The organism is Litchfieldia alkalitelluris, from assembly GCF_002019645.1.
GTDB classification, from domain to species: domain Bacteria; phylum Bacillota; class Bacilli; order Bacillales; family Bacillaceae_L; genus Litchfieldia; species Litchfieldia alkalitelluris.
Genome location: NZ_KV917374.1, coordinates 80,226 through 92,126 on the forward strand (window position 1 = coordinate 80,226; position 11,901 = coordinate 92,126).

Here is an 11,901-nt window from a genome sequence, read left to right on the forward strand (position 1 = left end):
GAACTGGTTTACTTAAATAAAAGAGGCAATCCCTTATGTAATGCATTGGCATAACACTTGGGATTACCTCTTTTTTTATGGCTTTTTAGAACAAATCGTTATTTTATAAATCATTCTCATGAAGCATTTCCGCTTGTTTTGCTTTACGATATGCTCCTCTTGAGACAAGTATACTGACTTCATATAATCCTAGTAACGGAATCGTCACCATTAAATGAGATAGTAGCTCTGGTGGAGTGATTAGACCACCTATTACCAGCAGAATGAAATAAGCATATTTTCGAACCTGGACTAAAAACATTGGTGTTACAATTCCTAATCTTGTTAAAAACATAATGACCACTGGCAACTGAAATAAGAAACCAAAAGGTAATGTTAACTGAAGTAGAAATTGAAAATATTCATTTATCCCGATCACTTGTTGAATATCAAGTCGCTCTGCCAATCGGCCCATGAAATTTACAACAAAGGGAAAAAGGATGAAATATGAAAATGATAGCCCTAGCAAAAATAATCCCACCGAAATAGGAATATAGCTTAACGTTACTTTTCGCTCTTTTTCATATAAACCTGGACTAACAAACGCCCATAATTGAAACAGAATAAGAGGTGAAGTAATAATAAAAGCGATCACGAAAGCAAACTGCATGTAAATTTTAATAGGATCTGTTAAGCGAAAGGCATTCATCGTTAATTCTTTCGCTTCCTCTGCTTGTTGTAAAAATACAATCGTTGGCTCAGCTAGAAAAAAGCCACCAATTGCTGCAAAGAAGAAGAAAACGACCACAAAAATCAGTCGTTTTCGAAGTTCACCTATATGATCATATATTGACATTTCTTTTTCAGTCATTATGTTCATCCTAACTTACTACTTGATCTCTTTTTTGTTATGATCATCATCATCATCTGCTAACCCTTTTGTAGCATTTTTAAATTCACGTAAGGTGTTACCTGCTGCTTTCCCAAGCTCTGGTAATTTTTTAGGACCAAATATGAGTAGTGCAACAAAAACGATCAAAAAGATACTTCCTATTCCTAGATTCATGTCCTATCACCTCCTTAAGATTAATCTCTATCTATCATAATAACACCTATTTATTCACTTGGATAATGTTTAAGAAAATAAACTAATGATTGTAATTCAACCGCTAAATCAATATGATGAACTCTTAATGTGTCAGGGACATTTATCCGTGCTGGTGTAAAGTTTAGTATCCCCTTAACCCCTTTATTTACCAAACGGTCTGTGACAGTTTGAGCAACAGATGCTGGAATGGTCAAAATCGCAACTGTTACATCCTCGGGAAGCTGTTCCTCTAAATGGTCCAGATGGTAGACAGGTACCCCACCAATCATCGTTCCAATCTTAGATTCATCCACATCAAATGCTAAATCAATTTTCGTATTATTATTTTTCGAAAAATTATAGTTTAAAAATGCTGTTCCTAAATTCCCCACTCCAATTAGTGCGACCTTCGTTGTTTCATCTTGGTCTAGCGTTTTTCTAAAGAAGGATAACAAATAATTAACATTATAGCCATATCCTTTTTTACCCAACGCCCCAAAATATGAAAAGTCACGTCTAATTGTAGCAGAATCAACCTTTACCGCATCACTAAGTTCAGCGCTTGATACCCTTTGCTTCCCTGATGCATGCAAGTTTTTGATAAATCGATAATATAATGGTAACCGCTTGGCTGTTGCCTGTGGTATTTTCGATTGATTGTCACTCATCATAAATCCCCCGCATTCTTACATCTATCTGCTTGGAATGTCTCTTTTAAAGTCTCCGTTTTTTCCACCCGTCTTTTCCAAAAGAAAAGTAGGGCCAATGATCATTCCTTTATCTACAGCTTTACACATATCATAAATGGTTAACGAGCAAACAGAAGCAGCCGTTAACGCTTCCATCTCTACGCCAGTACTTCCTTTTGTTTTTACTTCAACAATGATACGTAACTCATATTTGTCTTTAGTATTGTTCCAAGAAAAAGATATATCCACACCGTTAAGTGCTAATGGATGACACATTGGTATAATATCTGATGTTTTTTTAGCAGCCATAATCCCCGCTACCTGCGCTACAGCTAATACATCACCTTTTTTTATCTGATGGTTCGTAATTTGTTGAAAGATTTCTTCATTCACAATAATGCTTGATTGTGCAAGGGCTATTCGAACAGAAGATGCTTTATCAGAGATGTCAACCATCTTAGCTCGTCCTTGTTCATTAAAATGCGTAAATTCTGACATGAGTAGCATTCACCTCTATTTATGACTATACACTATTTCCTTGTTTCTGTCTTAATTCTTATGTGAACAATTTGAGTTCTTGCCCACCCTTGACATAATAAGCTAAACTTATAGTAGAAACAAGAGGTGAACTGCGATGATTTTATTACAAGTGAATCAAGTAAAAAAATTCTTTGGTGCTGAACTTATTTTATCGAATATAAAACTAGAAGTACAATCGAAAGATAGAATTGCCATCGTTGGTCGTAACGGTGCTGGTAAATCTACTTTATTAAAAATGATTGCGGGCCAGTTATCTATTGATGGCGGAGATATTATTAAACCGAAAACCGTCACCATCGATTATTTAGCGCAAAACACTGGACTCGAATCTTCCTTAACGATATGGGATGAAATGCTTACAGTCTTCGAATCACTAAGAGCACTAGAGAAGGAATTAAGACAGCTAGAAGTAAAGATGGGTGATCCGTCAGCCTTTGCTAATGAAACAGAGTATCAAAGGCTATTAACTGAATATGATCAGCTACAGGTCCAGTATAAGGATAATGGTGGCTATCAGTATGAAGCTCACATCCGCTCTATTTTACACGGATTTAATTTTTCGGACTTTGATTACACTACGAAAATTTCATCCTTAAGCGGTGGCCAAAAAACAAGACTAGCTCTTTGTAAACTTTTATTAAGAAAACCTGACCTACTAGTGCTGGACGAGCCTACTAACCACTTGGATATTAGTACATTAAGCTGGTTAGAGCAATATTTACAAGGCTATCCTGGGGCCATTTTAATTGTGTCACATGATCGTTACTTTTTAGACAAGGTAGTTACACAGGTGTATGAAATTTCGAGAACTACCTCGTCTAAATATACGGGGAACTATAGTGATTATTTAAAACAAAAAGCAGAAAACTATGTTCTTGAAATGAAAAAGTTTGAAAAGCAGCAAGAAGAAGTCGAAAAGTTAAAAGACTTTGTTGCGCGCAACCTTGCGAGAGCATCTACGACTAAAAGAGCACAAAGCCGTCGTAAGCAATTGGAGCGCATGGAGCTTTTAACCAGACCTCAAGGAGATGAAAAATCTGCTTCCTTCCGATTTGATATTGAAAGACAAAGTGGAAATGATGTATTACAAGCACGAGATATTTCCGTCGGATATAACTCTTTAGAACCAATTGTTAAAAACATTCATTTCTCGATTACCCGTGGTGATAGTATTGCCCTTGTTGGACCTAACGGGATCGGAAAATCAACTCTTCTTAAGGCCATCACTAAGGACTTAGATGTACTCGAAGGAAGCTTCGCGTTCGGTTCACATGTTTCAATTGGCTACTATGATCAAGAGCAAGCGAACTTGAAATCTAATAAACGAGTACTAAATGAGCTTTGGGATGATTATCCGTTATTACCGGAGAAAGAAATCAGAACGGTACTTGGAAATTTCCTTTTTTCTGGAGACGATGTGCTTAAAATTGTCTCAACCTTAAGTGGCGGAGAAAAAGCGCGATTAGCATTAGCTAAACTCATGCTACAAAAATCAAACCTATTAATCCTGGATGAGCCGACAAACCATCTTGACTTGGATAGTAAGGAAGTACTAGAAAATGCACTTATCGACTATCCTGGCACCATTCTTTTCGTCTCACATGACCGCTACTTTATTAATAGGTTAGCAACTAAAGTCTATGAGCTTTCAAGAGAAGCTTTGACAGAATATCTAGGTGATTATGATTACTATGTTGAAAAAAAACAAGAACAAGAAGAGCTAAAGCAACTAGCTGCACAAGCTGAAGCGGCTAATGGTAAAAAAGTAGAGCAAGTTCATGATAAAACTAGCTACGAAAACGAAAAAGAAGCGAAAAAGCTGGAAAGACAGCGAAAAAGAAGAATCGAGGAAATCGAACTAGAAATTAGTTCCCTTGAGGAAAAGCTTGAGAACAATGAACAACTACTATGTGATCCAGAGATCTACCAGGACCATGAGAAAGTGCAAGAAATTAATAATGAAAACCAAAGCTACTCAAGTAAGCTGGAATTGTTAATGGAAGAATGGGAACAACTTTTAGAAAACAGTGGATAACTTTTTATCTGCTGTTTTTTTTATGTGATTTTTCTAATTGAGTTTAAAAATTATACACATTTTATTAGTTATCAACGTAGTTATGCACATTATCCACACAAAAATTGGTGGTTATCCACATTTTCGTTACTAAATGACTAGTTGTTGTTTCAATGGGTTGAATTAGTTATCCACAATATAGAGTGGAGGTGTCGGGAAGTTATTCACAAATTTATAATAAGTTTGTGGAAAGTTAGTTATTTTATGTAGTGGTTGGGAGTGTTTAATTGTAGAGTGAGTGCTTTGAGTGATTGTAGGATTGCTTCTTTGTTGTGCTTGTTTTCACTTTTTCTAGGACTAACTTGCATTATGGTTACCTAATCCTTTTTTATTCTAGGGCTAACGGCTTCTGAATGCTCCTTTGCTTTGCTTACCTTACTCTCCCACTTATTTTAGGACGAACGGCTCCTGATGGCCCCTTATTACCCTACTCCCACTTATTCAAGGATGAACTCTTCTGGATACCTCCTTTGATTCTCTTTTCACCTTCAACACCCTCCTATATCGGGCACGACCCTCTAATCCACTCACAACTTCCTTCAATCAACATTAAAAGTGAACCAAAGCCCCCTTTTAGTTACCTCACAAAAAAACAACAAAAAAAGCCAATGCAAAAGCATCAGCTTAACTCTATATCTAGTCCCGGGTTAGCATTTAGACTATAATCCGACTTTCTACCTTTTTCAAACATGACACTACCCACCGCTGCGATCATCGCAGCATTATCTGTACATAACTCCAGCGGAGGAATTATTAATTCAACCTCTTTTACACTTGCAAAGCTTTCTTCAAGGCTTCTTCGTAGTCCTTTATTAGCCGCAACTCCACCAGCTAAGAGAACCTGTTTCACATCAAACTCCACAGCCGCTTTCATCGTTTTAGACACTAAAACCTCAATGACACTCTCTTGGAAGCTAGCAGCTAAATCCTTCGGCTCAATGTTCTCTCCACGTTGCTCTGCATTATGAAGTGTATTGATCACTGCCGACTTTAACCCACTAAAACTAAAATCATAAGAACCTTCCTCTAGCCAAGCACGAGGTAACTTGATCGAAGGCGTTCCCTCGTGGGCAAGACGATCAATATGAGGTCCACCTGGATAAGGCAGTTGTAGCGTTCTAGCTACTTTATCATACGCTTCTCCTGCTGCATCATCTCTCGTCTCCCCAATTACCTTAAACACACCATGCTCTTCCATTAGCACAAGCTCAGTATGGCCGCCAGAGACAACTAATGATAATAAAGGAAATTTAAATTCCGTCAGAATACGATTAGCATATATATGGCCAGCAATATGGTGTACACCGACTAAAGGGATTCCGTGAGCAAATGATAAAGCTTTCGCTGCATTAACACCTATTAGCAGCGCACCTACTAGTCCTGGCCCTTCAGTTACAGCAATCGCATCAATATCATCGTATGTTACATTTGCTTTATTCATTGCTTCTTCGATTACCATCGTAATTTCTTCAACATGATGTCTAGAAGCAATTTCAGGAACAACCCCCCCGAATCGTTTATGACTTTCGATCTGTGAGGCTACAACATTGCTTAAGATTTCACGACCATTTTTTAAAATAGCAACGGCTGTTTCATCACAGCTTGTTTCAATCCCCATTACGATTTGATCAGTTTTCATATAAATTCACCCACATCACAATTGCGTCTTCTTGGTTATCAGTATAATAATTCTTACGGATACCACCCTTAGTAAATCGATGTTTTATGTATAATGATTGTGCTATAACATTTGAAACTCGAACCTCAAGTGTCATTCGAATGGCCCCTAATTCCTTCGCCGTTTCTTTGACCTTGATTAATAGTAATTCTCCGAGCTTCCTTCCTCGATATTCGGGTAGCACAGCGATATTCGTGACATGAGCTTCATCCATAACAAGCCACATCCCACAGTACCCAATCACTTTTTCATTTTCGACCATGACAATATATTGAGCAAAATGATTATTCATGATTTCATTATAAAAAGCTTCTCTGCTCCATGGCGTCGCAAATGAAGCATGTTCTATCACGAGGACTTCGTCAATATCCTCTAAATTCATCAATCTAAATGTAACTGTTGCTTCCATGAACTCACCTTCATCATTACTTATTAGTTGCTAGCCAATTTGCTTCTGCTTCTGCAAGTCGAATATAATTCGGAACAAATGAATGAACTTCTTCTTCATCCTTAGATAAGCCTATAAGGGCAAGCTCACTCGGTCTAGGGTTATTACTAGTATAAGATGCAAACAATGCAAGCTCTCCTAATTCCTCTTCAATGACAGCTTTATGTAGCTCTAAATCATTTCCTATGAATAACGTTTGTGTATTATTTCCCTTTAAGTCAGATAGCCAGTCCTTTAATAAAATAATTGCATCCTCTTTTTGACTAACCAATAGCCCATCTGATGAATAAGAATATAAACCAGTATAAACCTGTCCTCTTCTTGCATCAAACAAAGGCGAAATCATCCCATCAAAATATCGCCCATTAGCGGCTAATACTTCTAAACTAGACACACCAACTAACGGTATATTTAGCGTCCATGCTAAAGTTTTAGCAATTGTTACACCAATTCTAACACCTGTATATGACCCAGGTCCTTTTGCAACAACAATTTTATTTAATTCATTTGGTCTTACATCACATTCCTTCAACAGTTGCTCAATCGCAGGCATGACTCTAACCGAATGATTCTTTTTCAGATTGGTTATTACCTCACCAATCACCTTCGTATCATCTAGTAGAGCAATACCCATGACTAAATTTGATGTATCAATTGATAAAACCTTCATTATTCAAATAGCTCCTTACATAATTGTATGTAACGCGACCCAATTGGCTCAAAAGTAATTTGACGTGTTGAATCACCTTGATGAGTAATCGTAATCACTAATCTCGATTCAGGCAAATACTCTTTGATAAGCTCTGCCCACTCCACGACAGAAACTCCTTCACCTTCAAAATATTCATCAAAGCCCAAATCCTCTTCACTTTCAGCTAACCTATATACATCCATGTGATAAAGAGGAAGACGACCTTTGTATTCTTTTATAATGGTAAAAGTGGGACTATTCACATTTCTAGTGATCCCTAACCCTTTTGCTAACCCTTTTGTAAATGTTGTTTTGCCAGCCCCTAAGTCTCCTTCAAGTGTAATCACATCACCTGGTTTTAAAAGTTCTCCCAGTCTTTGAGAAAACTCTAAAGTTTCATCAGAGGAATTGGTCTTAAACACAAATTGCTCCATAACATCACCTTGTTTATTTTTTAAAATGATTATACCCTTTTTTCTCTAGTGTGATAAGTGAGTTATCCTTGCTTAATAACACTTTAGGTTCCCCACTAGAAACACTTCCTATCTTAGTTAAACTAGTATCCCCATTTAGTTTAACCTTTTTCCAATCCGTTTCTGACATTGTGCCAATTAATTCAAAATCTTCTCCACCGAACAATGCTTTCTCCATAAAACCAGTTGGATCATATGTTTGTAACGCCTTACTAATTGGCAATAATTCAGCTAGTAATGTTATGGTAACATTACTAGCTTCCGCAAGTTCATTTGCCTCACTTGCAACACCATCACTTACATCATTTAAAGATACGCGTGATAGATTAGTCAATAATCGCCCAATTTCAACTCTAGGAGAAGGAATCTGGTGTCTTTTCACTAAAAACTGCTCGTGCTCTGTGAATGAGTCATGTCTTCCTCTTGCTAATAAGAGCTCAAGTCCTCCGCTAGAATCGCCAACAGTCCCTGTTACAAATACAACATCACCATCTTTAGCACTACTTCTTAATAACTCTTGTCCCTTTTCAGTCTCTCCTATTACTGTTACTGTAATCATTAAAGATTCCCTAGATGATACAGTATCTCCACCAATTAAATCTATTTTATATGTATCTGCTAACGTGTTCATACCATCGTAGATTTCCACTAACTCATCTTCAGTCCAACGATTAGATATCGCTATGGAAACTAAAAAGTATAGAGGTTTTCCTCCCATTGCTGCAATATCGCTAATATTAACAGCCAAGGCTTTATAACCCAATTGAAAAGGAGACATTGTTTCCTTTGTAAAATGAATTTCCTCCACTAATGTATCGGTACATACGATTTGCGCGTAATCTTTTGTTGGAAGATACACAGCCGCATCATCGCCAATACCCGTTACAAGCGAGGAGGTTTGATGTATTTTAGTTGGACGAATCCGATTAATAAAAGAAAACTCATCCTGTATAGACATTTTAATCACACCTATGAATTAATTATTATGGTTAGTTCTAGTTTACAGTATTTTAATCCTTTCTACAAAGCACCTAAAAAAATGCAAAAAAAAACGAAACATCAGTTTCGAATTAGTTACTTTATATGGCGGTCCCGACCGGGATCGAACCGGCGATCTCCTGCGTGACAGGCAGGCATGTTAACCGCTACACCACGGGACCTTAATATTTAAAGTTGATTTAGTTATTTACTTTGGATATTTGCTTAAAATACCTTCGGTATTTTTCGCAAAACGCCATAGAAGTATTTCATGTGGAAGTAAGCGTTTGGTTGCGGGGACAGGATTTGAACCTGCGACCTTCGGGTTATGAGCCCGACGAGCTACCAGACTGCTCCACCCCGCGATAATAAGAATTATTCCATTGTCGTTCTTCACCAGAGCATTGACTGTCCCGATTTCAGGAAGCTAAATCAAGTAGCTGTTCAATCGGTACAACTCGCAGATTATTCATGAAGCATATGCTCGTTGCTCCACCCCGCGATAATAAAAATGAAAAGCCTAGCGACGTCCTACTCTCACAGGGGGAGTCCCCCAACTACCATCGGCGCTGAAGAGCTTAACTTCCGTGTTCGGTATGGGAACGGGTGTGACCTCTTCGCCATCATCACTAGACTTATGAAAGTTCGCACCTTCAAAACTAGATAACGTTCAGACATTCATTAATTATTTGGTTAAGTCCTCGATCGATTAGTATCAGTCAGCTACACACGTCACCGCGCTTCCACCTCTGACCTATCAACCTCGTCATCTTCGAGGGATCTTACTAGCTTGCGCTATGGGAAATCTCATCTTGAGGGGGGCTTCATGCTTAGATGCTTTCAGCACTTATCCCGTCCACACATAGCTACCCAGCGATGCCCTTGGCAGAACAACTGGTACACCAGCGGTGTGTCCATCCCGGTCCTCTCGTACTAAGGACAGCTCCTCTCAAATTTCCTACGCCCACGACGGATAGGGACCGAACTGTCTCACGACGTTCTGAACCCAGCTCGCGTACCGCTTTAATGGGCGAACAGCCCAACCCTTGGGACCGACTACAGCCCCAGGATGCGATGAGCCGACATCGAGGTGCCAAACCTCCCCGTCGATGTGGACTCTTGGGGGAGATAAGCCTGTTATCCCCGGGGTAGCTTTTATCCGTTGAGCGATGGCCCTTCCATGCGGAACCACCGGATCACTAAGCCCGACTTTCGTCCCTGCTCGACTTGTAGGTCTCGCAGTCAAGCTCCCTTGTGCCTTTACACTCTACGAATGATTTCCAACCATTCTGAGGGAACCTTTGGGCGCCTCCGTTACATTTTAGGAGGCGACCGCCCCAGTCAAACTGCCCACCTGACACTGTCTCCCATGCCGATTTAGGCATGTGGGTTAGAATTTCAATACAGCCAGGGTAGTATCCCACCGACGCCTCCACCGAAGCTGGCGCTCCGGCTTCTAAGGCTCCTACCTATCCTGTACAAGCTGTACCAAAATTCAATATCAGGCTACAGTAAAGCTCCACGGGGTCTTTCCGTCCTGTCGCGGGTAACCTGCATCTTCACAGGTACTATAATTTCACCGAGTCTCTCGTTGAGACAGTGCCCAGATCGTTACACCTTTCGTGCGGGTCGGAACTTACCCGACAAGGAATTTCGCTACCTTAGGACCGTTATAGTTACGGCCGCCGTTTACTGGGGCTTCGATTCAAAGCTTCTCTTGCGATAACCTCTCCTCTTAACCTTCCAGCACCGGGCAGGTGTCAGCCCCTATACTTCGCCTTGCGGCTTCGCAGAGACCTGTGTTTTTGCTAAACAGTCGCCTGGGCCTATTCACTGCGGCTTATCAGGGCTATTCACCCTAATAAGCACCCCTTCTCCCGAAGTTACGGGGTCATTTTGCCGAGTTCCTTAACGAGAGTTCTCTCGAACACCTTAGGATTCTCTCCTCGCCTACCTGTGTCGGTTTGCGGTACGGGCACCTCTCACCTCGCTAGAGGCTTTTCTTGGCAGTGTGAAATCAGGAACTTCGGTACTTTATTTCCCTCGCCATCACAGCTCAGCCTTAACGATTCGCGGATTTGCCTACGAATCAGCCTTACTGCTTGGACGCGCATATCCAACAGCGCGCTTACCCTATCCTTCTGCGTCCCCCCATTGCTCAAACGGTGAGGAGGTGGTACAGGAATTTCAACCTGTTGTCCATCGCCTACGCCTTTCGGCCTCGGCTTAGGTCCCGACTTACCCTGAGCGGACGAGCCTTCCTCAGGAAACCTTAGGCATACGGTGGAGGGGATTCTCACCCCTCTTTCGCTACTCATACCGGCATTCTCACTTCTAAGCGCTCCACCAGTCCTTCCGGTCTGACTTCACTGCACTTAGAACGCTCTCCTACCATTGTTCTAAAAGAACAATCCACAGCTTCGGTGATACGTTTAGCCCCGGTACATTTTCGGCGCAGAGTCACTCGACCAGTGAGCTATTACGCACTCTTTAAATGGTGGCTGCTTCTAAGCCAACATCCTGGTTGTCTGGGCAACTCCACATCCTTTTCCACTTAACGTATACTTTGGGACCTTAGCTGGTGGTCTGGGCTGTTTCCCTCTTGACTACGGATCTTATCACTCGCAGTCTGACTCCTGAATATAAGTCTTTGGCATTCGGAGTTTGACTGAATTCGGTAACCCGTTGGGGGCCCCTAGTCCAATCAGTGCTCTACCTCCAAGACTCTAAATTCAAGGCTAGCCCTAAAGCTATTTCGGAGAGAACCAGCTATCTCCAAGTTCGATTGGAATTTCTCCGCTACCCACACCTCATCCCCGCACTTTTCAACGTGCGTGGGTTCGGGCCTCCATTCAGTGTTACCTGAACTTCACCCTGGACATGGGTAGATCACCTGGTTTCGGGTCTACAACCACGTACTCATGCGCCCTATTCAGACTCGCTTTCGCTGCGGCTCCGTCTTATCAACTTAACCTTGCACGTGATCGTAACTCGCCGGTTCATTCTACAAAAGGCACGCCATCACCCGTTAACGGGCTCTGACTACTTGTAGGCACACGGTTTCAGGATCTCTTTCACTCCCCTTCCGGGGTGCTTTTCACCTTTCCCTCACGGTACTGGTTCACTATCGGTCACTAGGGAGTATTTAGCCTTGGGAGATGGTCCTCCCTGCTTCCGACGGGATTTCTCGTGTCCCGCCGTACTCAGGATCCACTCTAGAGAGAACGAAGTTTCGACTACAGGGCTGTTACCTTCTGTGGCTGA

At 40.9% G+C, this 11,901-nt stretch carries 10 protein-coding genes, 2 tRNA genes, 1 rRNA gene and 1 other annotated feature; of the genes, 1 reads left to right on the plus strand and 12 read right to left on the minus strand.

Annotation, left to right across the window (positions count from 1 at the left end; translation table 11 throughout):
• Positions 1-103 precede the first annotated feature (103 nt).
• From tatC to moaC, 4 genes are read right to left on the minus strand one after another with little or no spacing between them, the layout of a single operon-like run.
• Positions 104-850, minus strand: a complete 747-nt coding sequence (gene tatC / locus BK579_RS00330; RefSeq protein WP_078543032.1) for a twin-arginine translocase subunit TatC — start codon at positions 848-850, stop codon at positions 104-106.
• Between the two features lie 18 nt (positions 851-868).
• A complete protein-coding gene (locus tag BK579_RS00335; protein ID WP_078543033.1) occupies positions 869-1,045 on the minus strand; it encodes a twin-arginine translocase TatA/TatE family subunit in 177 nt (58 codons plus the stop codon).
• A 50-nt stretch (positions 1,046-1,095) separates the two neighbouring features.
• On the minus strand, positions 1,096-1,734 hold the full coding sequence (locus BK579_RS00340; RefSeq protein ID WP_078543034.1) for a redox-sensing transcriptional repressor Rex: 639 nt from the start codon (positions 1,732-1,734) through the stop codon (positions 1,096-1,098).
• A gap of 24 nt (positions 1,735-1,758) precedes the next feature.
• Positions 1,759-2,253, minus strand: a complete 495-nt coding sequence (moaC, locus tag BK579_RS00345) for a cyclic pyranopterin monophosphate synthase MoaC (RefSeq protein ID WP_078543035.1) — start codon at positions 2,251-2,253, stop codon at positions 1,759-1,761.
• Positions 2,254-2,389: 136 nt separating this feature from the next.
• Here moaC and BK579_RS00350 point away from each other — a divergent pair, with 136 nt between their 5' ends.
• Complete coding sequence (locus BK579_RS00350) at positions 2,390-4,330, plus strand: ABC-F family ATP-binding cassette domain-containing protein (RefSeq protein WP_078543036.1); 1,941 nt, start codon at positions 2,390-2,392, stop codon at positions 4,328-4,330.
• 658 nt (positions 4,331-4,988) lie between these two features.
• Here BK579_RS00350 and tsaD read toward each other — a convergent pair.
• The 8 genes from tsaD to rrf form a co-directional block, all read right to left on the minus strand.
• Positions 4,989-6,008 carry a tRNA (adenosine(37)-N6)-threonylcarbamoyltransferase complex transferase subunit TsaD gene (gene tsaD, locus BK579_RS00355; protein WP_078543037.1) on the minus strand — a complete coding sequence of 340 codons (1,020 nt, stop codon included), beginning with the start codon at positions 6,006-6,008 and terminating at the stop codon, positions 4,989-4,991.
• On the minus strand, positions 5,998-6,456 hold the full coding sequence (gene rimI, locus BK579_RS00360) for a ribosomal protein S18-alanine N-acetyltransferase (RefSeq protein WP_078543038.1): 459 nt from the start codon (positions 6,454-6,456) through the stop codon (positions 5,998-6,000). The genes tsaD and rimI overlap by 11 nt, the downstream gene beginning before the upstream one ends.
• Before the next feature lie 16 nt (positions 6,457-6,472).
• Positions 6,473-7,165, minus strand: coding sequence for a tRNA (adenosine(37)-N6)-threonylcarbamoyltransferase complex dimerization subunit type 1 TsaB (gene tsaB / locus BK579_RS00365; RefSeq protein WP_078543039.1), 693 nt, complete (start codon positions 7,163-7,165; stop codon positions 6,473-6,475).
• Positions 7,165-7,620, minus strand: coding sequence for a tRNA (adenosine(37)-N6)-threonylcarbamoyltransferase complex ATPase subunit type 1 TsaE (gene tsaE, locus BK579_RS00370; RefSeq protein ID WP_078543040.1), 456 nt, complete (start codon positions 7,618-7,620; stop codon positions 7,165-7,167). Before tsaE ends, tsaB begins: the two co-directional genes overlap by 1 nt.
• 13 nt (positions 7,621-7,633) lie before the next feature.
• Positions 7,634-8,617 carry a thiamine-phosphate kinase gene (gene thiL, locus BK579_RS00375; RefSeq protein ID WP_078543041.1) on the minus strand — a complete coding sequence of 328 codons (984 nt, stop codon included), beginning with the start codon at positions 8,615-8,617 and terminating at the stop codon, positions 7,634-7,636.
• Between the two features lie 126 nt (positions 8,618-8,743).
• Positions 8,744-8,819, minus strand: a tRNA-Asp gene (locus BK579_RS00380).
• A 106-nt stretch (positions 8,820-8,925) separates the two neighbouring features.
• Positions 8,926-9,002 (minus strand) — tRNA-Met (locus BK579_RS00385).
• A 153-nt stretch (positions 9,003-9,155) separates the two neighbouring features.
• Positions 9,156-9,271 (minus strand): 5S ribosomal RNA (rrf, locus tag BK579_RS00390).
• Between the two features lie 67 nt (positions 9,272-9,338).
• Positions 9,339-11,687 (minus strand) — a sequence feature (most likely nonfunctional fraction of RNA operon).
• Positions 11,688-11,901: the final 214 nt, after the last annotated feature.

Bases quoted from the DNA above. Each gene is read 5' to 3' on its own strand.
- tsaE (WP_078543040.1), bottom strand. From the start codon at position 7,620: ATGGAGCAATTTGTGTTTAAGACCAATTCCTCTGATGAAACTTTAGAG.
- thiL (WP_078543041.1), bottom strand. From the start codon at position 8,617: ATGTCTATACAGGATGAGTTTTCTTTTATTAATCGGATTCGTCCAACT.
- BK579_RS00335 (WP_078543033.1), bottom strand. From the start codon at position 1,045: ATGAATCTAGGAATAGGAAGTATCTTTTTGATCGTTTTTGTTGCACTA.
- rimI (WP_078543038.1), bottom strand. From the start codon at position 6,456: ATGGAAGCAACAGTTACATTTAGATTGATGAATTTAGAGGATATTGAC.
- moaC (WP_078543035.1), bottom strand. From the start codon at position 2,253: ATGTCAGAATTTACGCATTTTAATGAACAAGGACGAGCTAAGATGGTT.
- tsaD (WP_078543037.1), bottom strand. From the start codon at position 6,008: ATGAAAACTGATCAAATCGTAATGGGGATTGAAACAAGCTGTGATGAA.
- BK579_RS00340 (WP_078543034.1), bottom strand. From the start codon at position 1,734: ATGAGTGACAATCAATCGAAAATACCACAGGCAACAGCCAAGCGGTTA.
- tsaB (WP_078543039.1), bottom strand. From the start codon at position 7,165: ATGAAGGTTTTATCAATTGATACATCAAATTTAGTCATGGGTATTGCT.
- BK579_RS00350 (WP_078543036.1), top strand. From the start codon at position 2,390: ATGATTTTATTACAAGTGAATCAAGTAAAAAAATTCTTTGGTGCTGAA.
- tatC (WP_078543032.1), bottom strand. From the start codon at position 850: ATGACTGAAAAAGAAATGTCAATATATGATCATATAGGTGAACTTCGA.